Annotated in this window: 21 protein-coding genes; 18 read left to right on the top strand and 3 right to left on the bottom strand. The window is 50.5% G+C overall.

Going from position 1 to position 25,023, the window contains the following annotated elements; genetic code table 11:
• Positions 1-76: 76 nt before the first annotated feature.
• From POREN0001_RS01845 to POREN0001_RS08950, 4 genes are read left to right on the top strand one after another with little or no spacing between them, the layout of a single operon-like run.
• Complete coding sequence (locus POREN0001_RS01845; RefSeq protein WP_004332525.1) at positions 77-1,432, top strand: dipeptidase; 1,356 nt, start codon at positions 77-79, stop codon at positions 1,430-1,432.
• Positions 1,429-2,715 carry an amidohydrolase gene (locus tag POREN0001_RS01840; RefSeq protein ID WP_004332370.1) on the top strand — a complete coding sequence of 429 codons (1,287 nt, stop codon included), beginning with the start codon at positions 1,429-1,431 and terminating at the stop codon, positions 2,713-2,715. The genes POREN0001_RS01845 and POREN0001_RS01840 overlap by 4 nt, the downstream gene beginning before the upstream one ends.
• A 12-nt stretch (positions 2,716-2,727) precedes the next feature.
• Positions 2,728-3,552 (top strand): purine nucleoside phosphorylase I, inosine and guanosine-specific, encoded by an 825-nt coding sequence (locus POREN0001_RS01835; protein WP_004332547.1) that lies wholly within the window; start codon positions 2,728-2,730, stop codon positions 3,550-3,552.
• Positions 3,552-4,223, top strand: a complete 672-nt coding sequence (locus POREN0001_RS08950; RefSeq protein ID WP_004332603.1) for a hypothetical protein — start codon at positions 3,552-3,554, stop codon at positions 4,221-4,223. The genes POREN0001_RS01835 and POREN0001_RS08950 overlap by 1 nt, the downstream gene beginning before the upstream one ends.
• Positions 4,224-4,297: 74 nt before the next feature.
• Here POREN0001_RS08950 and POREN0001_RS01825 read toward each other — a convergent pair whose 3' ends face one another.
• The 3 genes from POREN0001_RS01825 to POREN0001_RS01815 form a co-directional block, all read right to left on the bottom strand.
• Positions 4,298-4,711, bottom strand: a complete 414-nt coding sequence (locus tag POREN0001_RS01825) for an HU family DNA-binding protein (protein WP_004332612.1) — start codon at positions 4,709-4,711, stop codon at positions 4,298-4,300.
• A gap of 400 nt (positions 4,712-5,111) precedes the next feature.
• Positions 5,112-7,013, bottom strand: a complete 1,902-nt coding sequence (locus POREN0001_RS01820) for a leucine-rich repeat domain-containing protein (RefSeq protein WP_052296666.1) — start codon at positions 7,011-7,013, stop codon at positions 5,112-5,114.
• A 34-nt stretch (positions 7,014-7,047) separates the two neighbouring features.
• Entirely contained in the window at positions 7,048-8,871 is a 1,824-nt protein-coding gene (locus POREN0001_RS01815) for a leucine-rich repeat domain-containing protein (protein WP_004332407.1), read from the bottom strand.
• Positions 8,872-9,269: 398 nt separating this feature from the next.
• Between POREN0001_RS01815 and mltG the strand changes: the two genes are divergently transcribed.
• The 14 genes from mltG to POREN0001_RS01745 all read left to right on the top strand — a co-directional run bounded on the left by mltG (position 9,270) and on the right by POREN0001_RS01745 (position 24,761).
• A complete protein-coding gene (gene mltG, locus POREN0001_RS01810) occupies positions 9,270-10,367 on the top strand; it encodes an endolytic transglycosylase MltG (RefSeq protein WP_040580154.1) in 1,098 nt (365 codons plus the stop codon).
• Positions 10,368-10,373: 6 nt separating this feature from the next.
• Complete coding sequence (locus POREN0001_RS01805) at positions 10,374-11,120, top strand: tRNA threonylcarbamoyladenosine dehydratase (RefSeq protein ID WP_004332447.1); 747 nt, start codon at positions 10,374-10,376, stop codon at positions 11,118-11,120.
• A complete protein-coding gene (locus tag POREN0001_RS01800; protein WP_004332617.1) occupies positions 11,120-11,851 on the top strand; it encodes an ABC transporter ATP-binding protein in 732 nt (243 codons plus the stop codon). Before POREN0001_RS01805 ends, POREN0001_RS01800 begins: the two co-directional genes overlap by 1 nt.
• Positions 11,832-12,539, top strand: coding sequence for a ComEA family DNA-binding protein (locus POREN0001_RS01795; RefSeq protein ID WP_004332504.1), 708 nt, complete (start codon positions 11,832-11,834; stop codon positions 12,537-12,539). Before POREN0001_RS01800 ends, POREN0001_RS01795 begins: the two co-directional genes overlap by 20 nt.
• 30 nt (positions 12,540-12,569) lie before the next feature.
• Positions 12,570-13,181 (top strand): L-threonylcarbamoyladenylate synthase, encoded by a 612-nt coding sequence (locus POREN0001_RS01790; RefSeq protein WP_004332489.1) that lies wholly within the window; start codon positions 12,570-12,572, stop codon positions 13,179-13,181.
• Positions 13,182-13,214: 33 nt separating this feature from the next.
• On the top strand, positions 13,215-15,488 hold the full coding sequence (locus POREN0001_RS01785) for an Ig-like domain-containing domain (RefSeq protein ID WP_004332592.1): 2,274 nt from the start codon (positions 13,215-13,217) through the stop codon (positions 15,486-15,488).
• A 257-nt stretch (positions 15,489-15,745) separates the two neighbouring features.
• Positions 15,746-17,005 (top strand): nucleoside recognition domain-containing protein, encoded by a 1,260-nt coding sequence (locus POREN0001_RS01780; protein ID WP_004332573.1) that lies wholly within the window; start codon positions 15,746-15,748, stop codon positions 17,003-17,005.
• 19 nt (positions 17,006-17,024) lie between these two features.
• Complete coding sequence (gene ybeY, locus POREN0001_RS01775) at positions 17,025-17,483, top strand: rRNA maturation RNase YbeY (RefSeq protein WP_004332411.1); 459 nt, start codon at positions 17,025-17,027, stop codon at positions 17,481-17,483.
• Positions 17,484-17,766: 283 nt separating this feature from the next.
• Positions 17,767-18,471: a succinate dehydrogenase/fumarate reductase cytochrome b subunit gene (locus POREN0001_RS01770; RefSeq protein WP_004332609.1), complete on the top strand. Its 705-nt coding sequence runs from the start codon at positions 17,767-17,769 to the stop codon at positions 18,469-18,471.
• An 11-nt stretch (positions 18,472-18,482) separates the two neighbouring features.
• Entirely contained in the window at positions 18,483-20,426 is a 1,944-nt protein-coding gene (locus POREN0001_RS01765; protein ID WP_004332582.1) for a fumarate reductase/succinate dehydrogenase flavoprotein subunit, read from the top strand.
• A 15-nt stretch (positions 20,427-20,441) separates the two neighbouring features.
• Positions 20,442-21,197 carry a succinate dehydrogenase/fumarate reductase iron-sulfur subunit gene (locus POREN0001_RS01760; RefSeq protein ID WP_004332541.1) on the top strand — a complete coding sequence of 252 codons (756 nt, stop codon included), beginning with the start codon at positions 20,442-20,444 and terminating at the stop codon, positions 21,195-21,197.
• A 366-nt stretch (positions 21,198-21,563) separates the two neighbouring features.
• Positions 21,564-22,415, top strand: a complete 852-nt coding sequence (locus POREN0001_RS01755; RefSeq protein WP_004332405.1) for an N-acetylmuramoyl-L-alanine amidase family protein — start codon at positions 21,564-21,566, stop codon at positions 22,413-22,415.
• A 75-nt stretch (positions 22,416-22,490) separates the two neighbouring features.
• Positions 22,491-23,399 carry an MlaD family protein gene (locus POREN0001_RS01750; protein ID WP_004332531.1) on the top strand — a complete coding sequence of 303 codons (909 nt, stop codon included), beginning with the start codon at positions 22,491-22,493 and terminating at the stop codon, positions 23,397-23,399.
• Positions 23,400-24,761 carry an MATE family efflux transporter gene (locus tag POREN0001_RS01745; protein ID WP_004332468.1) on the top strand — a complete coding sequence of 454 codons (1,362 nt, stop codon included), beginning with the start codon at positions 23,400-23,402 and terminating at the stop codon, positions 24,759-24,761.
• Positions 24,762-25,023: the final 262 nt, after the last annotated feature.

The raw sequence follows: 25,023 nt of genomic DNA, 5'->3' as shown, positions 1-25,023 counted from the left end.
CCGTTCTTTTTTTATACAGCAAAATAGACTACCTTTGGTTGTAGATAAATGAAACACCACTAAACAAACAAGAGCTATGACAGTAAAAGAGTATATCGCAGCCCACGAAGAGGAGTTCCTACAAGACCTATTCGCACTGCTTCGCATCCCCAGCATCAGTTCGCAGAGCGAGCACAAACCCGATATGGTACGCACGGCTGAGCACTGGAGGGACTACCTACTCGCCTCAGGCATGCAACGAGCCGAAGTTTATCCCACCCCCGGTAATCCCGTTGTTTTTGCCGAGCGCATTATAGACCCGAGCGCAAAAACCATCCTTATATACGGTCACTACGATGTAATGCCCGTGGAGCCTCTTGAGCTTTGGAAGAGCGAACCCTTCGAGCCCGTCATCCGCGACGGACACATTTGGGGGCGAGGAGCCGACGACGACAAAGGGCAAACCATGATACAGGTAGCCGGGCTCCGCACCGCCTTAGCTCTCGACCTCGTGCGTTGCAACGTAAAAATCATATTCGAGGGAGAGGAAGAAATCGGCTCTACCCACTTGGAGGCATTCTGCCAAGAGCACAAAGAGATGCTTCGTGCCGACGTGATTTTGGTATCAGATACAAGTATGGTCGGCCGCAACACCCCCTCACTCACTACGGGACTACGCGGACTTGCCTACTGGGAAATAGAGGTAACCGGTCCCAATCGCGACCTCCACTCGGGGCACTTTGGCGGAGCTGTTGCCAACCCCATCAACGAGCTCTCAAAAATCATTGCCCAAATGGTGGATGAGAAGGGACGCATTACGATACCCCACTTCTACGACGATGTAGTACCCCTCTCGAAGGAAGAGCGAGATATGATTGCTCAAGTACCCTTCTCTCAAGAGGCCTACTGCAAAGCCATTGATGTGGACGCCGTATTTGGCGAAGAGGGCTACAGCACTCTCGAGCGCAATAGCTGCCGCCCCAGCTTCGACGTATGCGGCATTTGGGGAGGCTACACGGGCGAAGGAGCCAAAACGGTGCTTCCGTCTAAGGCGTACGCCAAAGTATCTACTCGCCTTGTAGCTAATCAAGATCACGATAAGATCTCTAAACTCTTTGTAGACTACGTAAAGCAGATTGCTCCTCCCTACGTACGCGTCAAAGTAACACCCATGCACGGAGGCGAGGCTTACCTCTGCCCCATCGATCTCCCCGCCTATAAAGCGGCCGAGGAGGCGTGTGCCGTGGCTTTTGGTCAGCGTCCTCTAGCGGTACGCCGCGGAGGGAGTATCCCCATCATCGCTACCTTCGAAAAGGTTCTTGGTATCAAGAGTGTACTCATGGGCTTTGGTCTCGAAAGCAATGCCATCCACTCTCCCAACGAAAACTTCCCCTTGGATATATTCCGCATTGGTATAGAAGCCGTTGCCGAATTCTATAAACTCTACCGATGAACAACGAAAAACCGATATTGATAACCGGTGCCCTTGTCAATGGCTCCATACAAGATCTATTGATTGAGGGCAACCAAATAGCTCGTATTGCCCCGAGTATCCCTGTAGCCAATCACTACGACGTGCTGGAGGGATGCCGCCGTGTGGTGGTACCGGGGATGGCGAATACGCATACCCATGCCGCCATGACCCTCTTCCGCGGTTACGGCGATGATTTGCCCCTGATGCGCTGGCTCGAAGACTACATTTGGCCCGTGGAGGCACACATGACGGAGGAGGATGTCTATTGGGGTGTACGGCTCGCCTGCCTCGAGATGGTACGCACCGGTACAACGGCGTTCCTAGATATGTACGCCTTCCCCATGGCAACGGCTCAAGCCGTAGAGGACTCGGGGATGCGAGGCGTGGTGAGCTACACACTCTTTGACCGAGGGGACGCAGAGCGCGCCAAGCTCGACAGAGAAAATTGTAGCCGCTACCGCAAAGAATTTGAGCAGTTCTCCTCTCGAGTAGTCTTCTCTATCGGTCCACACGCCATCTACACGGTAAGCGGCCCACAACTCCGCTTCTGCCGCGACTTTGCAGATGAAACAGGCGTGCTGGTTCACCTCCACCTCTCAGAGACCCAAACCGAGATAGAAAACGCCATCAAGGAGTATGGATTGCGCCCCGTGCACTATTTGGAAAAACTTGGCGCGCTGAGCGATAAGTTCGTCTTGGCACACTCGCTTTGGATGGAGGATGAAGAACTAGACGTTATCGCTCGCCATGGAGCTGCCACCGTGCATAACCCGGCTTCCAATATGAAGCTAGCGTCGGGCTACACCTTTAAGTTTGAGGAGATGAAAAAGCGCGGTATCCGAGTGGGAATCGGTACAGACGGATGCTCCTCTAGCAACAATTTGGATATGTTCATCGCCATGCGTATGGCGGCTCTTCTGGGCAAAGTATGGCGTTTCGACCCCACGGCAACAGCCGCCGAGGCGATATACCAATCTGCCACTCGTGAGGGCTACAACATACTAGGGCTTAATGGCGGCAGGATAGAAGAGGGAGCCTTGGCGGATCTTTGCCTCCTGCGCACAGATCGCCCCACGATGGTGCCCCTACACAACCTCACCTCCAACCTCGTCTACTCTGCCGATGGCTCCGTGGTAGATACCACTATTGTGGATGGTAAAATACTGATGCGCGAAGGAGTGATCCCGGGCGAAGAAGAGGTAATTGCAAAGGCGAATCAACGAGCGCACAAGCTCATCAAATCCTACGGAATCAAACAATAAATAGGTAATGCTATGGAAATGAAAATGTATCACGAGGCTGCGGACTTCCTCCTCAAACGCCTCCCCTTCAAAGCAAAAATAGGTATCATCCTAGGCAGTGGCTTGGGAGAATTGGGAAATAAGATAGAAGACCCCACCATCATCCCTTATAGCGAAATCCCCAACTTTGCTCACTCTACGGCTATTGGTCATAAGGGCAATTTCATCTGCGGTAAGCTAGGGGGCGTCCCTGTGGTGGCTATGCAGGGGCGATTCCATTACTACGAAGGTTACCCCATGGAGCGCGTAACTTTTCCGGTACGTGTGATGAAGCTCATCGGCGTAGAGACACTCTTTGTCTCCAATGCTGCCGGAGGTATCAACAACACCTACCACGTAGGCGATCTAATGATTATACGAGATCATATCAACAACCTGCCCAATCCGCTCATCGGTCCTAATATGGGAGAGTTCGGAGTTCGCTTCCCCGATATGACCAGAGCCTACGACCGCGACCTCATCGCTCGTGCAGAACGCATTGCCAAAGAAGAGAACATCGAAGTGAGAAAAGGGGTATATGTAGGGCTAACCGGTCCCTCTTACGAGACCCCTGCCGAGTATCTTTTCTACCAACGTGTGGGTGGAGATGCTATCGGCATGAGCACAGTACCCGAAGTACTTGTGGCACGGCACGCCGGAATCCGAGTATTCGGGATGTCTGTCATCACCAACGAAGGCTGGCACTTCGAGGGCGACTATACCAACGATGCTCAGGAAGTAATTGATGCTGCCAACGCGGCCAGCGAACGGATGGGACGTATTTTCCAGCGACTCATTAGCGAGATTGCCGAAGCTTAATGGCGACTCCCGAAAAATCCCCTTACGCACCTTCGCTCACCGATGAAGAGATTATGGCTTCACTGCGGGCGAGGGTGCGCTCTCGTATGGACGGGGCTACAGCCGCTGCCATGCGTGCCTCCGGTGTGGACTATGCCTACAACTTCGGATTGTCTATCCCCCAACTGCGCGACTTAGCAAGCGAACTCCCCTCACGACTAAGCCTCGCCCAGAAACTCCTCTCTGCCCAACTGCGCGAGATGCGTATCCTTGGGCTTCTCTCCTTTCCACCCGAAACCCTAACCTATTCCCAGGCAATTTCTTTCGCAAAATCACTCGAAACGGAGGAACTTCTCAGCCTATTCTCCACTCACCTTTTGGCTAAGAACGAAAACGTTGTTGCCTGCTTTCCTCGAGGAGAATCCCTAAGGATACAGAGGGTGTGGCTCAACGCGCTCTCTCGCCGACTCCTACAAAATCTCCCCACTTCGGGATTATCTCAAGCGATTGAGACGACGCTGGAGAGGCTCTCCGCCCAACCCAAGACGCTATCCGTTACCGAAATGGATTGGTTAGAGCGGCTCTACAACAACGAGGAATGGACTAAACAGATCAGCCCTGCACTCCGCTCTTGGACGCAACTCCCCGAGGAACACCCTCTCCGCAACGTCGCAAGCGACCTGCTCTTCTAAACGTATCCCAATGAAATTTAAGTAGCCGAACCTGAGCCCTCGCCGCCGTTTTCGTTCAGGTTGAAGTACGGAGGTCATGCCTTCTTGGGTCTAACGGTAGTTTGTTCGTACGTCACGTCGGTTAGCGTGAAGTACTTCTTCGACGGATTTAGCAGTACCACAGGTTTTTCGATATGCTCCTGCGCACGGAAAGTCTTCCCCTTAGGCACAGCTTTACTCTTGAAAGAGGGCTTGAGCGTACCCAAGTCCCCGAATTCTACAATGTCGCCATTGGCAACAATATCGCGTGCGATTTCGGTGGCATAGTTCAATACGGCTTCCACTTCCTGACGGTTGAATGCGGTAGACTTTGCCACACGCTCGCAGAAACTTCGGAAGTCCACACGATGTCTGCCCGTAGGGCGAGCTACCTGATAGATCTTTTCTGCTTGAGGACCGACACTTAATTTACGTTCTATCAGGACGAACTGCAAGGGCTTATTTGCCATAACTCAAGACCATTTCCTCCTTTTGTCCTTGCTCTCCCGAAGTCGGAGGGGTTCGCTTTAGGGGAGAGTTGATTTATTTATAGTGCAAAGATAATGAACTTATCGCCCAAAACACATTACCAATCTCTAGAAAGTGTATTAAGAATTGGGAGAAAGTGTATTAAGATTTTCGAGAAAGCTAATTACGAATTTGTAGAATACTCATTAGGAATCCAAAGAAAACACATCAGCATATTATAAAAAGCACATTATCAATTAGTAGAGAAGTACTGAGTAGCTTATCAATCGCTCATTAGCATCCTAATTAATTCTCATAAAAAAGAAGGAGGACCACCCCGACGGCAGCCCTCCTTACTCATGAAGAACTTATATAGATTTACACAGGATCCATTCCGGAATATCAGCGTACCGCCTTGAAAACAAGAGGCGTAGCACCTCCCATTACCACGATAATACAGGGATTCTCTTCGCCTGTGGAGATACTAAACAATACCCTACCGGCTTGAGGAGTAGCCACCGCGAGGAGACGCCCTTCAAGATCGAGCAAGCGAACTTCTTTGCTCTCTTGAGGCAGATTCACTACTTCCCAGCCTTCAGAAGTCGCGCGCAATGCCACATCAGCACCCCAAGCAACCGGCGCGAGGGCCGTCATCTCCGTTATCTTGAAATCCTTCCAAAGCGGAGAAGCCAAATAGGCACTCTTGCTCCCCTGAGGCACCATGAGGATACATTCACTACGGCTAATCCCCTCAAACACATCGTCTACAAAAGCACTCTCTACAGGAGTTGCCGTTTTTACTGTTATCTTCTTGATGTTTTTGCTTCCACAGAAAGCCCTCTCTCCAAACGCCGCAAAGTTGGGAGAGAACTCTACCTCTTCCAAATTGGTGCAATACCAAAAAGCGAAGTCGTCTATAGTGGTTGTGGCATCGGGCATCTTGCAAACTTTATTGCTCATATTGGGATAGGCGAGCAGTTTGGCGAGGTTCTTGGTATAGAGAACACCCTCTTTTGCTGCATAGGCGGTATTGCCCTCATCTGCAGTGAAACGCTCCAATCCAAAACATCCGAGGAAGGGATTGCCGGAGAAAGAGGCTGCCGACCGTCCAAAATTGACCTCCTTAAGACCTAGACACTCACTAAAAGCCGCATAACCAATCTCTGTCAAACTCTCGGGGAAAGAGATCTTCTCCACGGCATGATTGTGCCAAAACGACTTCTCCTTAATCTCTTTCAAACCAGATCCAAAGGTAATTTCCTTAACCTTCTCGCAAGAAAGGAACGCGTCGGTAGCAATGCTCTCCAGCGAATTGGGGAAGTTCAGTTTCTCTATAGAAGAACAATTTCTAAAAGCAGCTACCCCGATTGTCTTTAGCCCTTCTGCGAATACAACGGTCTTGAGAGCCGCGTCGCCCTCAAACGCCTCATTGGCGATAGACTCGACTGTGGTAGGGAAAGTGATCTTTTGTAGCGCGGTGCAATATCCGAAGCAGGAAGTTGGGATAGTCTTGATCCCCTTAGGCACGACGAGTTCCTCTAGACCGGTGGCGCCGAAGAAAGCACTTTCGTCGAATGTTTCCATCTCTTTGGGGAGGTTGATCACCTTAAGAGCATCCGTCTGATCGAAAGAATTGTGACGAATTTCCTTTACGCCTTCCGGGATGGTTATCTCCTTTAGAGCACGACAGTGGGTGAAAGCATAGTTACCCAAGAACTCCAATTTGCTGGGGAGCTTGATCTCTTCCAATACAGGGCACGCACCAAATACAGTTGCGTAGATATGAGTCACTTCGTCGGGAATGATCACCTCTTTGAGGTTTTCGCACTTAAAGAAAGCCCCAATACCAATAGAGCGGATATGCTTGGGAAGGGTAAGACTCTCAATCGTGGAGCAGCCATAGAATAGCTTCTCAGGGAGCATATCGGGTTTGGTCTCGTCCACAACGTACTCACGCATGTTACCCAAATCCTCCACACGAATGTAGTAGGTTCCACCACCGGGCACAATCGTTGCTTCCGAGAGGTCTATACGTCTCACAGAGGCGTGAGGTCTCTTAGTTCCGTACTCATCGGAGCCACAGAATTGACGCAAAACTCGTAGGTCGTAACTATTGAGCTTGCCTATAATCTTGACCGACACAGCTGTTTCCTCCCAAATATTATCGGGAGCTTCGTCGTACAACTTACCGGCTTCGGAGAGATTGACAACGGCGTCAAAATTTTCTTCCTGAGCATTAGCATGCCAGAGGGAGGCTACACTGCACACCACCCAAGCCATCAAAACGAGTAGTTTTTTCATCATACTATTTGGTCTATAATTTCGTGAAATCAGATTTTTAGTAACTCATAGGAGGGCAACGTAAGGTCGTTTTATCATCCAATCGAATGAGATAAACGCCGTCGCCGGGAGCCTCCACAAACATACTGCTAGCGGTAACTTCTATACGACTTAGGAGCTTACCCGAGAGGTCGTAGAGAAGCAAGCATTGAGTTCCCATGGGGATATTGCCAATCACCCAGCCGTGCGAAAGTCTCGCAATGGAGATGGCATTCGCATCAATCTTCTCATTAGGCGAACCCTCGGGACAGCCGGTTCCGTCTCCAAGATCAGACACCTGCCATCCTTTTGCTATAGCAAGGGCGGTATTACTGGTGGCAACAAAGGGCGTTTTGTTGAGCAAGATACATCCGCCGGCTCCGTTGTTATCATCTTTGGGTTCCTTAGGGCGCAACGACTTGTAGAGGTCGTTGAGGGCACAGTCGTTCATATCCGTTCCCTTTACCGATACGTAATACACCCCCTTAGCATTGGGGAGGGTCAGCTCTTTAATCGGGTTGGTATGCACATTGACGTGCACTAGCTGAGTCAAATTAACGATGGAAGAAAGATCGGAAATGAGGTTGGCATAGCAAATGATAGTATTCAGATTCTCCAAAGAAGAGAGGTCTAACGTTGTAATTTGGTTCTCACTACAAGTAAGGCTATTGAGGGTTTTCATCCCCTGGACAGCGGAAATCTCCGATAGATTACAAGCACTAATATCCAATGTCTCTAGCGACATGGGGAGTTCATACTTCTCGAGCATAGGGTTTCTTGAGCAGTCCAACACCTTAAGAAGAGAGCATTTACTCAACTCCAACGTCTCTAATTTATTGGCGTAACAAGTCACATTCCACACGAGCGGACAATTATCCAAACGGAGAGTCTTTATCTGATTGTTGTTACAAATCAGGTTGGTCAACTTGGTGCATTGGGAGAGATCAAGCGAAGTAATCGCACAAGAGGGGCACTCGATAACGGAAAGTTCGGTTAGCCCTTCGATATTGATGCTCGCCAAATTGACGCTGTTGTTCGTCGCAATCGTCTTAAGTTTTTTACAATCTCGGAGGTCTAACTCCGTAAGCCCCGTGGCAGGAAGCAAGATCGTTTCGAACTCATTCTCCTTGGGGAGCACTAGTTTCTCGAGGCGATTATTGAGATATCCAAAGCCGGCAAAGAGATAAGAGATCTTTTTATTGTTCGAAAGATCCAACTCTTTAAGCCACACTTGAGCCACATTTAGATGCCGAAGTTCCGGAGCTCCGGAGAGATCCAACGAAGGAATACGCGGACAACCCTCCAACACCAACTTCTGAATCGGAGAATGCGAAGGCATAACAAAACTTGTCATCTTCCCCGAATTCTGGCAAACAACGCTATCGAGCAACATATTATTGGAGAGATCCAGCGTCTCTAGAGGGATGCTTTCTAGGGTAAGAGCACGCAGATTTACATTCTTTGTAAGGTCTAGTTTCGTGAAGAAATTCTTTCTCGAAATGAGGTCGGTAAGCGGAGGCATATTTGTAACATCCAGCATGCCTAAGCCATTACCCGAGCACTCCAATACAGCAATATCACCGCGGAGTTCCAAATTTTTAGACTTCGTTTTCCCTCGGATGGCAGTGGCCGTGGTATGCAAGGCATGCTTTTCTACGGAACCATCCTCCCAAACCAACGAGACTTCCCCCTCTCGGCTTCCCATTAGAAGCAAGGCGAAATCACTGCCCACGTTGTCGAGAAAAGACATCTTGATAGAGTGCTCTTGAGCCAACACAGAAGTGCAAGCTCCTCCCAAGCAAGCTACAATCAAGACAAGAATGCGAACTACTGTTCTTCTCATAATCTATTATTTTAATAAAACACTTAGCTTTACAGCCCGACGAAAACCCCACAAAGGCGGATTTCTCCAACCTCATTCTGTCAATATTATTTCGTCTCTGCCCGAAAGTTACGACATTATTTTGAATACAATATTACAAAGAGAAAGAATCTAGGATAAAACAGAAAAGAAACGACAGAAAGACGACATCTCCACCGACAATCAGCTATTCTAATAAAAACTTAAAGCCGCAACTTCTCCAGCTGGAGGGGAACAAAGAAAAATTCCTCAGGGCAAAGTGTCAAAAGAGGAGCGTGGTGCGAAAACAAAATACACTCTCCTTTTCTTCGTGTCTAAGGGAGGGGAGCCCTCTCTGCAGTATATTTTTCTATCTTTGCGTACACAAATTAGCTAAGTCGATGAAACGAAGAAACTCATCATATCACCCTAAGTGGCGTCCCGGGATGGACAGACGCAAAGTACACCGCCGCCGCGTGCGCCGTACCCTACTCACCACCTTACTCATCATCGTAGTACTGGCTATTGTAGGAGTAATAGGGCTGTATCGCTTTGCCCCCATAGGGAAATCCGGGGAAGGAATGTATGTATATGTCACTGAGAACACCACGGCCGACGATGTACTTCAGCAGATCGAAAAACGCATTTTGGTACGCTATCCCGGTGTGTTACATCGTGTGGCTCCTTGGGTTCTACGCACCAAAGGGCAACTTCAATCCGGGCGTTATCGCATTGAGCCCTCCATGAGCCTTCACACCTTTTTTGCTACCCTCACAAGTGGAGAAGAAAGCCTTGTTACTCTACAGATCACACGAGGGATTCGTACACAAGAGGAGCTAATAAAAACGCTAACCGGGGAGCTTAGGATGAAGCCCGAGAGCCTGAGAGAGCGACTACAAGACCTCCAGTTCTGCACCTCTCTAGGCGTGGATACCATTACCATACGTACCCTCTTTATGCCCAGCGAATACAAAGTGCGTTGGGATATTTCGCCCGATTCTCTTGTCGCACTCTTCCACGATCAGTATAAAAAGTTCTGGACCGACGAGCGCAAACGCCTCGCCACAGAAGCCGGATTCTCCCCTGCCGAGATAATAACCCTTGCCTCTATCGTACAAGAAGAGAGCGCAAAAAAAGATGAGCACAGCACCATCGCAGGGCTTTATATCAACCGAATTCGCGAGGGGATGAAGCTCCAAGCCGACCCCACAGCTCGCTATGCTTATGGCGACTTCGCCGTCAAACGCATCGGGCAAATACAGCTGAGTGCAGACTCTCCCTACAACACCTATAAGGTAAAGGGATTGCCCCCGGGGCCGATCTGTTACCCCGAGCAGAGTACCATTGATAGCGTACTCCATTACAAAAAGCACGACTATATATATATGTGTGCCCGAGCGGACTTCTCCGGCTACCACGCCTTTGCCTCCAACTACATGGAGCACAAACGCAATGCCAAAGCCTACCAAGCCGAATTGGACAAACGAGCCATTAAGTAAAGCGCTTTGACCGACATTAGCGAAGCATTCTGCCGCACCGAGTTACTGATAGGCGAGGAAGCCTTGCAACATCTCCGCTCTACCCACGTCCTACTCGTAGGGCTTGGAGGCGTGGGGGGAATAACGGCTCACCTATTAGTTCGCGCAGGGATTGGGCGACTTACCCTCGTGGATGGGGATAGAGTCTCGCCCAGCAACCTCAACCGACAGATGGTGGCTTATCAAGATACATTGGGAGCGTTTAAGACGGAGGCGTTGGCTCAAGAGCTGAGGCGCATACAGCCCGATGTAAACCTCACGTTGGTGACCCAATACCTCACACCGGAGGAGGTGGCTCCTCTTATTGAGCAGTGCCACCCCGATTTTGTCGTGGATGCCATCGATACATTAGCCCCTAAAACGGAGTTGCTCATAGAGGCGCATAACCGCAAGATCCCCGTTGTTTCATCTATGGGAGCAGGGGCAAAACTCGACCCCACAGCCCTCCGCATCGAAGATATAAGTGCTAGTCACACTTGCGCTCTTGCCAAAGCCGTACGCAAAGCACTGCGAGAACGCGGCGTGCACAAGGGAATACCGGTTGTCTTCTCCACAGAGAAAGCCCTACCACACGCCATACAATCCACCTCTGCAGAGCCGAGTAAACGCTCCACCGTGGGCACCATCTCCTACATGCCCAATCTCTTTGGATGCCTCCTTGCCAGCTACGTACTAAGGCAACTCGTCACCCCATACCTACCAACAACAATCTGATGCAAACCCCATTCATCACCATAGAGCAACTCCACAAGAGCTTTGGCTCGCTCGAAGTATTACGCGGCGTCTCTTTCTCCGTAGCGCAAGGCGAAGTCATCGCTATCGTAGGAGCGAGTGGAGCAGGCAAGACAACCCTCCTACAAATTATGGGTGCCCTTGATACGCCCTCCTCGGGGCAGGTCTACATCCGTGGGGTGAATCCACATACCCTTTCGGCTCGGCAGCAAGCGGACTTCCGCAATAAGCATCTCGGATTTGTCTTCCAATTCCACGAACTACTCCCCGAGTTTACAGCCCTTGAGAATGCAGCCCTCCCTGCCCTCATCGCAGGCGAACCCCGACGCGAAGCGCTAAGGCATGCCGAAGAGCTCCTCACCATGCTCGGGCTGGCAGAGCGTTGCCATCATGCCCCTCGCGAACTATCCGGAGGGGAGAAACAGCGCGTGGCCGTAGCTCGTGCCCTCATCAATCATCCGGATGTACTGCTCGCTGACGAACCCTCGGGTAGTCTCGACAGCAAGAATAAGGAAGAGCTTCATCAGCTTTTCTCTCGCCTTAGCCGAGAAATGGGGCAAACGATCGTCTTCGTAACCCACGACCGCACGATGGCAAAGCGAGCCGATCGCATCATCACACTGCACGATGGGCAAATCGAATCCGACGAAAGCATTTCACCATCATCTCCCCAAACAGCCCCCAAAGAGAACCATGAACTCCCATCTGAGTAAGTTCTTTCGTTTTGACAAGAGCGACCTTCTTGTGTTTTTCTTCTTCGTCTGCCTTGCCGGCGTTGGAGCCACTCTCCTGCTCTGGGGTAAGCCACAAAACAAGGCGGAGATCCTCCCCCAAACGAATCAAATTGCCTCAAATAGCCAAGAGGCTCCCCTTTATGGCAATACAGCCACCCCCTCTGCTGCAAGAAGGAGCCCGGCAGCTCGCGATAGTCTTGTGCTCAGCAAAGATTACATAGGGCCACCCACCTCCGATCGAAGTTACACAAGTAGCCGCAAGCTCCCCGAAGGGATTACCCTCCCTCTCAACCAAGCGGACTCGGCAACGCTCACCCAAGTTCCCGGCATCGGAGCTACCTTTGCACAGCGAATTGTACGCTATAGAGAGCGACTCGGAGGCTTTTACACCCTCTTGCAACTGCAAGAAGTCTATGGTATGACTACGGAGAAATTCCAACAAATCTACCCCTACTTTACCCTAGGCACCGCCCCCCAACGCATTGCACTTGGCACGCTCCCCTACGATAGTCTGCCTCAGCATCCCTACCTCAATAGGGGGCAACGGAATGCCATAGCACGCATTCTCTACCGCGACGGCAAACTACAGGGTTGGCAACAACTCGCCAATTTGCCCGAGTTCACGCGCGACGACAGCATCCGCTTAGGGCACTATTTTACGTTCTAATTCTCAAACAAAAGGAGGAAACAAGAGCCTATGATTACCAAGATATACCCCGAGACTCCCAACTGGGATCTCCTGCACAAGATAGCCGCACAAATACGTGATGGAGCTATTATTATCTACCCTACAGGCATTGGCTACTCCTACGGATGCTCTGCCTACAAAGCACGAGCTATTGAGGAGGTATGTAGGCTCAAAGGGGTAGATCCCAAGAAGCACAGACTCACCATTATGTGTCGCGATTTGGCAGACTTTACACGCTATGCCAAGGTAGACAACACTTCGTTTCGCTACATTCGGGAGCACGAAAAAGAGCCTATTACCTACCTACTACCGGCAACTTCCGAACTGCCCAAGCTCCTCATCAACAAGCACGAAGTAGGTTTACGCCTTCCTCTACATCCACTCGCCACACTCCTTTTGGAGGTACTCGACGAGCCCCTACTTACCGCCTCTCTCCCTACCAAAAAAGAGGATCCTGAGTACCGTACAGACCCCGAACTCATCGATGAACTATACGGACACGAGGTATACACCATCTTAGATGGGGGATGTGCCCTGGGAGGTACCACGGCCATTGTATCCCTTACTCAAGGGGAACCCGAGATCGTCCGCCCTGCCGGTATTCCTCAACCCCTCCACTAGCCGCATCCCCATACAGTCTTTTCAAAAGAACTAATGAAGCAATTCTTTTCGTCCCTACTCCCCCCCTTTGTAGTCCTATCTCTGCTACTCACCAGCCTTATTGTAGGCTGTGCCAAGCAAGCCTCTCCCGAGGGAGGCCCCTATGATATGACTCCCCCTAGGCTCATCAAAAGTGACCCGAATAATGGTACTACCCACTTCTCCGGGAAGAAAATCAAACTCACTTTTAACGAGAATGTAAAGGTGGAGAAGAGTAACGAAAAGGTCATCTTTTCCCCGCCTCAGAATACAAATCCTCGCATACTCTCGGGTACAGGCAAGAGCATTACCATCATTTTTGAGGACTCCCTGCACAGCAATACCACCTATACTATCGACTTTACCGATGCCATTGTAGACCTAAACGAGGGAAATCCGCTAGAGGGATTCGTTTTTGCATTCTCCACGGGAGAGAAAATTGATAGCATGGAGATACGAGGGCAAGTACTTGATGCTCGGGGGCTTTATCCCATCCCCAATATATTCGTGGGGGTACACAAAGGGGGGGCAGACAGTCTCTTTCGCACCCAAGCCTTCCTACGCACAGGGCGCACGATGAGCGATGGTTCTTTTGTTATCACGCACTTAGCCCCCGGCAAATACCGTCTTTTTGCGCTGAACGACCTTGACCATTCATTCAGTTATAGCCAACGCTCGGAGGGCTTTGCCTTCCTAAGCGAAGCCGTAGAGGCGGTAGCTCCTTCTCCCCAAGAGGAGACCCCGCTCCCTTTCGCAGCTGATTCCGCAAAAAAAGACAGCCTAAATGCACCCCCAAAATCAGCTGATTTTTCAGATTTTTCTGGGCAGAAAGCGGACTCGATTTTGGGCAGAAACGAAAAGCCGGATCACCTACTTCTCTATTCTATTGACCTACCACAAAAACAATTCTTGCAAAAGAGTGCACGCCAAGACTCCACACGCCTAACCCTCACCTTTAGCCAACCTCTGGAGCAACTCCCACTCGTCCGCCTTTTGGATGCCCCCGTCGAGAAAAAGGGATTACTCCTACCCCAAATCGACGAAAAGCGAAAAGAGGTAACCTATTGGATTACAGATAGTAACTACTACAGGAGAGATACTCTACAGCTACTTACCGAGTACGCTACTCTCGACTCGCTAGAGCACCCCACACTACAGACGGATACCCTTAAGCTCATCTACCGAGCTCAGAAAAAGGGACAGACACAAAAGAAATCGCGAGACAAGGGAAATACCCCCTCTCTCAGCCAAGGCACCTCGGGGCAAGGCGTCTCCGGCTCATCCTCTCAAAGTAAAGAGGCAAACAAAGACAGGACTGGCGAAAAGGAGCAGACCGGCAATAATACAGGAGAAACTCCGGCCTCCACGCCCCCACAGGAAGACGATGAGGAGAAAACTCCACACCTCACCCCCCAACTTGCCAAGAGTACCTCGCCCTTTGCTCTCTCCCCACGTGATACTCTTGCCATCACCTTTGCCCAGCCACCTATCCACATCGATACTGCGGGGGTTCACCTCTACAGCGTGACAGACTCGGTAGAAACGCCGCAAACCGTACAGCTACGCCTCCATCCCGAGCAGGCTCTAGAGTTACAAATACTGGCAGACCTGCAGTTTGATACAAAGTATCGCCTCCAATTAGACTCCGCAGCCATTCGCTCTTGCTATGGCGTCCCCAACCGCGCAGCCTCCCTCGACATTGTGCTAGAGTCTGCCGATAAATTTGGAGCCATCTCCCTCTCGTTTGATAGCTTAGCCACCCACGGGGCGACTGCCTATCTAGAGATTTTGTCCGAAGACAATAGGGTACTCATCACTCGCCCTGTCCTACCCGATAGTACGATCACTCTCGACATGCTCCCCGCTGGTAGCTACTATGGCCGTCTGTGGATAGACCGCAATAACAATGGGAAGTGGGACGCAGGGCACTACCCCACCAGCCAACCCGAGCCTTCTTACCTCTACCCCAAGACGATGACCATCCAACCTAAGTTCACCAACGAAATTCGGTGGAATGCAACGGAGGTACCCCTCTCTAAGCAACGACCTTCCGGACTAAAGCTGAGCGAGGAGACAAGCCAAAGAGCGGATCAAATGAACCAGAAAAGGCAACGCGCCAACCTCAACGAAGAGTATATTAAACGGATGCGCGAGCGATATGGCGATAAATGGAATCCCTCCAATGCCGACCGCAGAATACTAGGCCTGCCCACGCGTGCCGAGGAAAAAGCCGCGCGCCAAGCAGAAAAGGAGGCGAAAAAAGAGAAGCGAGCAAGGCAGCAAAAATAACATTTCCGCCCTCCATCCGCAACATCCCCCTGATTACTAAGAAATTAGACTCAAGGGGAAAGCGGTCTGCTATCTCGATTTCTAATTTTCCAAAAACGAAGTTATTCTCAATTCTTTTTAGTACATTTGTGCAAGAATAAGATATTAACTCAAGGTTGCTCATCCTCTATATATCTACAGATATAGAGAATAGGAGCTAAATTCCATCCTTACAGAGAGAAATACTCCTATACGCAACTCCGAGGAAAGGGGAAGGTATGCGACTAAAACAAAAAAGGGCTATAGGACCTCTGGATTTCCTTTTTGTTGCTTTTTTTGCATCTGCTTTACTTGCAGGGGTCGTGCGTTGTGTTTTCCAAGGAGACCTCACGATATTCAATACCATACTGCAAGCCACCTTCCAATCCGCACAGACCGCATTTGAGATAGCCCTAGCCCTCACAGGAGTACTTTGCTTTTGGATGGGGCTCATGAGCGTGGGCGAAAAGAGCGGACTAATACCACGGATGGCCAAGGGGATCAGCCCTCTACTGCGCACATTATTCCCCTCAATCCCCCAAGGCGACCCCGCTATGGGCAAAATCTTTATGAGCATCTCCGCCAACCTACTAGGGCTAGACAATGCCGCAACGCCCCTAGGGTTGGAAACCATGAAACGCCTGCAAGAGCTCAACAAAGAGCCGGATAGAGCCTCCGATGCCATGATCATGTTTCTTGCCATCAATGCAAGTGGGCTAACCCTTATCCCTACAAGTATCATGGCGTTTAGGATGCAAGCGGGAGCCAGTAACCCTGCGGATGTTTTCTTCCCCATCCTTTTGGCAACCCTCGTCTCCACCATCGTAGCTATTCTACTCGTAGGAGCTCGCCAAAGAATCAAACTATGGCAAGCCCCTCTTCTGCTCTTCTTTGGAGGGATTGCCCTACTTATTGCCCTCATTGTTCTACTCAAGCAACAACTCTCTCCCGAGATGTTTGGCACCTGCACCACGCTTGCAGCCAGCCTCTTACTCCTCACCACTATCGTGCTATTCCTCATAAGCGGCGTGCGCGCTCACATCAAGATATTCGAGACTTTTGTAGAGGGAGCCAAAGGGGGATTTACTACGGCGGTCAACATTATCCCCTATCTCGTGGCCATGCTCGTGGGGGTGGCCGTCTTCCGTGCCTCGGGAGCACTCGATTACATCATAGAGGCACTTCGCCGGCTCGTTCTGCTCCTAGGAGCAGATAGCGAATGGGTAGAAGCCCTCCCAACAATGCTGGTAAAACCTCTAAGCGGCAGTGGCAGCCGCGCCCTTATGGTGGATGCCATGCAAACCTATGGAGCGGACAGCTTGGTAGGGCGCATCGCCTCAATTGTACAAGGGAGCACCGATACAACCCTCTACATAGTAGCGGTTTACTATGGCGCTGTCAAGGTAAAACAGACTCGCTACACTATTGGTTATTCTTTACTCGCCGATGCAGCCGGCATTATTGCCTCCGTATTCATTGGCTATCTATTTTTTGCATAAACAACTAATCTCATAGATCATGAAGATCAACTACTTCACCGAACGAAACGTCAGAGTTCCCCACCTAAGGCGACAAATCATTGCTCGCTGGATAAGGCAAGTGGCAAATGAAATGGGGAAAACACTGGGTGAACTTTCCTACAAGTTTACCAATGATGCCGGCATACTGGAGGCAAATAAACTCTTCCTCAATCACGACTACTACACCGATATTCTCACCTTCGATGCCTCCCAAGAAGGCTCTGAATATATCTCGGGCGACATCCTCATCAGCTTGGAGACGGTGGCGAGCAATGCCGAAAAGTTTGGCGTACCCTACGAAGAGGAATTACACCGTGTACTCATCCATGGGGTGCTACATCTCTCGGGGATTGACGACAAAACGCCCGAAGAAGAGCGACTTATGCACTTTGCAGAAGATCGTGCAATTGTATTACTGCATCGCCTTATAGGAGATCGCCCTCTACTTGCAGACTAAAATTTAGCTTCCTCATATTCGCCTTACCCTCAGCAACAATTGGGGGTAAGTTTTTTTGCTATTCCGATTTCACCACTAGGGACAAAAGGGAAACCCTTATTACCTACTATAAGGTATTTTCCCTATCTTTGCAGGCGCGTAAAGTTTATGCAAGAGGATATATCTCAGGAGGTAATTATTTCTGCGTTGCCGGTGCAACATCGAGAAGCCCTCTCACAAATGAGGGAGATACTTTCTCTGGGTAGCAATTAATTAGTACACTATAAATCAAGAAAGAATCACTATGTGGCTTTGTAATTCTTCCATTGGGAGGAAGTTTGTAATGAGTATTACAGGACTCGCACTTATACTCTTCCTCCTCTTCCACATGTCCATGAACCTCGTGGCCATATTCAGCCCCGAGGGCTACAATGCGATCTGTGCATTCCTAGGAGCCAATTGGTACGCCGTGGTGGCGTCAATAGGGCTGGCAGGTCTGATGATCATCCATATCATCTACGCTTTTTGGCTCAACGTCCAAAACCATAGAGCGAGAGGCAACGACCGTTATGCCGTAACAGCACGCCCCCATGGAGTGGAATGGTCTTCGCAAAACATGCTACTGCTAGGGATTATCGTAATGCTGGGGATTGGCCTTCACCTCTTCAACTTCTGGGCGAAGATGCAGCTTGCAGAGCTAATGCACACACACGACTTGGGGATAGCAGGGGTAACAGGCCCCACAGATGGTGCCGGTCTTATCGCGTACACCTTCTCCAATCCTATATTCTCGGTACTATACCTTGTATGGCTTCTTGCTATATGGTTCCATATTAACCATGGATTTTGGAGTGCCCTCCAGACCATCGGTTGGAACAATGTTGTTTGGATGAAACGCATCCGAGTGCTCTCTACTTGGGTCTCGTCTATCCTAATGCTGGGCTTCGCCGCTGTGGTACTTTACTACTTTGGTAGAGCTATATGCGATGGTAATCTCTGGTTCTATTAATCGTTGTAAGTATGGCTAAAATTGACGCTAAAATACCTCAGGGACCACTCGAAAGCAAGTGGACCAACTACAAAAATCACCAGAAACTCGTTAATCCTGCCAATAAGCGTCGTCTTGATGTTATCGTGGTAGGGACCGGGTTGGCAGGGGCTTCTGCAGCCGCCTCTCTCGGTGAAATGGGGTTCAATGTACTCAACTTCTGCATCCAAGATTCACCTCGCCGCGCACACTCCATCGCAGCTCAAGGGGGGATCAACGCAGCAAAGAACTACCAAAACGACGGTGACTCGGTATATCGTCTTTTCTACGATACGATCAAGGGAGGGGACTACCGTGCCCGCGAGGCCAATGTATATCGTCTCGCAGAGGTAAGCAATGCTATTATAGACCAGTGCGTAGCTCAGGGCGTTCCCTTTGCTCGCGAATATGGTGGTCTACTCGATAACCGCTCATTTGGGGGCGCACAAGTATCCCGTACCTTCTACGCTCGGGGTCAAACGGGGCAACAGCTCCTGCTCGGGGCTTACTCGGCACTCAGTCGCCAAGTGGCTAAGGGGAGCGTTAAGCTCTATACTCGTCACGAAATGCTCGATCTCGTTGTTATCGAAGGTCGTGCAAGAGGTATCATTGCTCGCAATCTCTCCACGGGAGCGATTGAGCGTTATGCAGCTCATGCTGTAGTAATAGCCACCGGGGGATATGGGAATGCTTACTTCCTCTCCACCAACGCAATGGCCTCTAACGGCTCCGCTGCTTGGCAATGCTACAAAAAGGGCGCATACTTTGCCAATCCTTGTATGGCACAGATCCACCCCACCTGCATCCCCAAGCATGGCGATTACCAATCGAAGCTGACTCTTATGAGCGAGTCGCTCCGCAACGATGGTCGTATTTGGGTGCCCAAAAAGCTCGAAGATGCCAAAAAGTTGCAGGCCGGAACGCTCAAGGGACACGACATACCCGAAGAAGATAGAGACTACTATCTAGAGCGTCGCTACCCCGCCTTTGGTAACCTCGTACCTCGCGACGTAGCAAGCCGTGCAGCCAAAGAACGCTGTGACGCCGGCTTTGGGGTAAACAATACGGGGCTCGCCGTTTTCCTCGACTTCGACGATGCCATCCGCCGTTTGGGCAAAAATGTAGTGGAGCAGAAGTACGGCAATCTTTTCCAGATGTACGAAAAGATTACCAACGACAACCCCTACAAAACGCCTATGATGATCTATCCTGCCATCCACTACACAATGGGCGGCCTCTGGGTAGACTACGAACTCCAAACCACTATCCCGGGACTTTTTGCCATTGGGGAAGCCAACTTCTCCGATCACGGAGCCAACCGTCTGGGCGCATCTGCCTTGATGCAAGGGCTTGCCGATGGTTACTTCATCCTCCCCTATACACTCCAAAACTACCTTGCCGATCAGATCCGCGTGCCTCGGTTTAGCACCGATCTTCCGGAGTTCAAAGAAGCTGAAGAAGCAATCAACAAGCGCATCAAAACCCTTATGGAAAATAAGGGAAGCCGCTCGGTAGACTGCCTACACAAAGAACTCGGGAACATCATGTGGGAGTACGTTGGCATGGGACGCGACAAAGAAGGGCTACAAAAAGGTATTGCCCTCCTTGCCGAACTAAAGAAGACGTTCTGGAAAGAAGTAAACGTACCCGGTAGCGGCAATGACCTCAACATTGAGCTCGAAAAGGCACTCCGCCTTGCCGACTTTATCGAAATTGGTGAACTAATGGCGCACGATGCTCTCGACAGAGAAGAGAGCTGCGGTGGGCACTTCCGTCTAGAGCATCAGACCGAAGAGGGCGAGGCTTTACGCCACGACGATACTTTCGCCTATGCTTCGTGCTGGGAGTATCAGGGTGAAAACCAAGCTCCCGTTATGTACAAAGAGCCTCTCGAGTACGAATTTACGGAGCGATTAACACGTAACTACAAGAACTAATTGAGACGTTAAGCAATGGATCACAATATCAATATTACCGTACGCGTTTGGCGGCAAAAGGGGCCCCGTGAGAAGGGTCGCTTCGAAACCTACAGCCTCAAGGAGGTATCGCAGAGTGCGTCGTTCCTCGAGATGCTAGACCTCCTCAACGAGCAGCTTGTAGCCGAAGGGAAAGAACCGGTTGTGTACGACCACGACTGCCGCGAAGGCATCTGTGGGATGTGCTCCCTCTATATCAATGGACATCCCCACGGGCCCGACGACAGCATTACCACCTGCCAATTGCACATGCGTCGCTTCAACGATGGCGATACCATCACGATTGAGCCTTGGCGCTCTGCCGGATTCCCCATCATCCGCGACCTTATGGTCGATCGCTCCGCCTACGACAAAATTATCCAAGCCGGCGGATTCGTATCGGTCAATACCGGTGGGGTACCCGATGCGAATGCTATAGCGATCCCCAAAGCCAAGGCAGACGAAGCCATGGACGCAGCTGCTTGTATCGGTTGTGGTGCCTGTGCCGCTGCCTGCAAAAACGGATCTGCCATGCTCTTCCTCAGCGCAAAGGTGAGTCAGCTTGCCTTGCTCCCCCAGGGACGCCCGGAGGCTGCACGTCGCGCCAAGGCTATGATTGCCAAGATGGACGAGCTAGGATTCGGAAACTGTACGAACACTCGTGCTTGCGAAATGGAGTGCCCCAAAAACATCTCCATCTCACACATTGCACGACTCAATCGAGAGTTTATCAAAGCAAAGTGCAAAGATTGAGGGAGGTAACAACCCCGTAGACAAGAAGGGAGGCTTCCGAACATCAATCAGGAGCCTCCCTTTCCATTTTTCCTCTCTCATCAATTAAACCCAACAGGCTCTCCCAGCTCTCTTAGATAAGGGGGCTCACAAACGAGGTTTCTCTCTCCAAAGAGAGACAATCACTCTAGATAGAAAAATTAGGAGGAAAGGGTGATTTGTAAGGAGATTTTGGCCAACTCACAAGAGAAAAAGGCCTGACTTTGAACGAAAAACCAGCCCCTTCTATCGCATCCCCTAGGGCAAAAATGGAGAAATAGTTCGATAAAATCAATAACTTTGCAGACGGAAAAACCGTGTTTTACCCGGCTTATAGTAACTGCTAATATGAGTCAAACAGAAAATATCGCCCTCCAGAAGAAAGGGCACAAGGGCCTACGAAGGCTTTTCTACGCCCTTCTCTTCTTAGGGATGTTACTCCCTAGCATCTCCACAGCCTCTGCACAAAAGAAGGGGAAAAATGGAGCCAAGAAGGACTCTTTCGTACTTGTTTTAGATGCAGGACATGGAGGGAAAGATACGGGAGCCGTAGGCAATGGTGGACGGGAAAAGGACATCAACCTAAAAGTTGCCCTCGCCACCGGTGAGATCATTAAGAAGCGATACCCCGAGGTGAAGGTGCTCTATACACGTAGCGACGACACCTTTATCGGGCTACAGCAGCGTGCCAACTTTGCCAATCGCAACAAGGCCAACCTTTTTATGAGTGTCCACACCAATTCGGCTCAGTCTTCGTCGGCAGCAGGTACTGAGACCTATGTACTAGGGTTGTGGCGCACCGAAGACAACTTACGCGTTGCTATGAAAGAGAATGAGTCCATTCTCCTCGAAGATAATTACGAACGCACCTACCAAGGCTTCGACCCATCCTCTAGCGAGAGCTATATTATGTTTGAGATGATGCAAAACGTCCACCAAGACAAGAGCATTCGTCTAGCCCAAGCCGTACAAGGCAAACTAGCGAAATTGCCTACCTCCGACCGAGGGGTACGCCAAGCCGGATTCTTGGTAATACGCGAGACTGCCATGCCCAGTATCCTCATCGAAGTTGGGTTCATTTCTAACAAAAAAGAGGCCGAATTCCTTCTATCTAGCGATGGACAAAACCGCCTAGCCCAAGCTATTGCAGACGGATTTGCCAGCTACTACGAAGCCTACAATAAGAGCTCATCCCTCTAATTAGACACTCCCCTCCCCCTAGAGGAGGGGTACTCTTCTCAACAACAATACACACCAACAACAGACCAAACCGATATGCAAGACCCCTCGAAACTCGTCAAGATTGGCTTCTTTACCCTCCTAGCTATCGCCTTACTTTACTTTGGGCTCAACTACCTCAAAGGGCTCGCCGTCTTCGGTCGGGAGTGTAGTTACTATGCTCGCTTTACCAACGTAGAAGGGCTTTCTGTGGCATCACCCGTCAAGATCAACGGCTACAAAGTGGGTACGGTGCAGGGGTTAGAATTTGAAATTGCACCCGATGGTACGGCGTCTACCCTTGTGCAAGTGAATATCGACCGAGACTATAAAATTCCTCGTGGCACCCGCGCCAGCATCAAAGCCGCCATCTTTGGAGGGGCACAACTCGACCTGCAACTGGCGACTTCGCAGCAAATCCTTGCCGAAGGGGATTTCCTAGAGACGAATGAGGGAGCAGGTGACCCCCTTAGTACCCTAGGCAACGAGATCCTCCCCCGTGTTGCACAATTGATACCGAAGGTAGACTCCATTCTATCCTCCACACAGCAATTGCTGGCAACTCCGGAACTAAAGCAATCTATCCACGAAGCCCATGCTACCCTTGCCTCGGCTCGTAGTTCGATGCAAAAACTCGATGGTTTAATGACCGCCCTACAAGGCTATACCCGGCAGGATGTAGCCCCCATGCTCGGTAAAGCCAACAGCACACTCACTCGCATCGACAACTTCTCTCAACAGCTCGATAGCATCAATGTACGTCAAATCATGACCAACCTAGAGACCACAAGCAACGAGCTACATGCCCTCTCACAGCAACTCAATAGCAAAGAGGGCACCCTAGGTAAGGTGATTAATGACGAAAAACTATACGAAGATCTTCGCTCGTTGCTCACGAGAACAGACTCCCTTGTAACAGACTTTAAGGCGCACCCCCGTAAGTATATCAACCTAAGCATTTTCTAAATGAGCGGGAAGGCAGCAGAACATCCCGAGACGCAGGACCTAACCCGAGGACCTATTGCTCGGCAAATCGTCACCCTAGCAGCCCCCATCATTGGCACCTCTTTTATACAGGTGGCCTACTCATTCACCGACATGGCATGGGTAGGGCGCTTAGGGAGCCGAGAGATAGCAGCTCTAGGTGTTATTAGCGTACTCACATGGCTCGCCTCCTCTATTGGAGCCCTCGTTAAGACGGGGGCCGAGGTACTTGTTGCACAGGGGTTAGGGGCACAAAACCGCAACTCAGCTCGCTGTTACGCTCAGCACACCTCTACGCTCGCCCTCTATATCTCCCTTGGTTTGATGCTAGTCTACGGAGTCGGCGGCTCTACTTTCATCGGTCTCTATGGGTTAGAAGAGACGACTAGCGAGTTTGCCCAACAATACCTCAACATCATAATCTGGGGGCTCCCGGGCTTCTTTCTCTCGCTATCCTACAGTGGGGTGTACATCGCTGCCGGGCGAAGCGGAGTCCCCTTTCGGATCAACAGCATCGGTCTGGTTCTGAACATGCTACTCGATCCCCTCTTTATATTCGTCTTCGACTGGGGCATCTCGGGAGCCGCCCTCGCCACCGTGGTAGCACAATGGGTCGTAGCCCTGCTCTTCTTATACCAAGTACATGGACGAGACCATCTGCTCGGGGGCTGGCGTGTAGTAGGCCCCTTAAAACGCACAGAGACCCTAGCGATACTCAAGCTTGGACTCCCTATCGTGACTCTCAACTCCCTATTCGCCCTTATCACCTTTGTCATGGGTACAATCACAGCCCATGCTGGCGGACATATCGGCGTAGCCACCATCAATGTAGGCGGTCAGCTCGAAGCCATTACCTGGGATACCTCCCAAGGCTTTGGCACAGCCCTAGCGGCCTTTGTAGCCCAGAACTATGCGGCAAGAAAGCCGCAGCGCATCTTCTCCGCTTTTCGGGTCAGTATCTCCATAACCTCTGTATTTGGTATTGTGGCAATGTCCCTCTACATATTCTTCGGAATAGAGCTCTTCGCCCTCATCATTCCGGAAGAAGAGGCCTACTTAGAGGGTGGGCGCTACCTGCGTGCTGCCGGATGTGTTCAGCTCTTTATGATGTCAGAGATCTTGATACAAGGGCTATTCTATGGTACGGGGCGTAGCCTACAACCGGCCCTCATTAGCATTATTGGCAATAGCATCCGCATCCCATTAGCCCTTATTTTTGGAGCCATGGGATTTGGGCTCGTAGGTATCTGGTGGGCTATTGCCACCTCCATGGCCGTAAAGGGGGTGGCTGCGGTCTCTTTCCTCCCCTACCTAAAGCGCACACTCCATCGCCGCCTTGCCTAGTTCTCTTAAACGAGGAGAGGAAGGAGAAACACCACGAAAGGGGGATCTTCAAAATTGCGCATACACTCCTCTGATTTTCTGCGTACAAGAAAATTTATTTTTGCGTACAGGAGAAAATATTTCCGTGCACGCCAAAAACAATTTGCGCGCGCATCTCTTCAAAACTCTGTGCGGAAGGAGAAAAATTTTCATGCGGAAGAAAATTTATTTTCGTTCGGAAGAAAAATAATTTTCGTGCGCAAGGAAATTTATTTTTGTGCGG

Origin of the sequence: Porphyromonas endodontalis ATCC 35406 (genome assembly GCF_000174815.1) — a bacterium.
GTDB lineage: Bacteria > Bacteroidota > Bacteroidia > Bacteroidales > Porphyromonadaceae > Porphyromonas > Porphyromonas endodontalis.
Note: the sequence above shows the minus strand (reverse complement) of the source record. Positions and strands in the feature narration are given on the sequence as shown.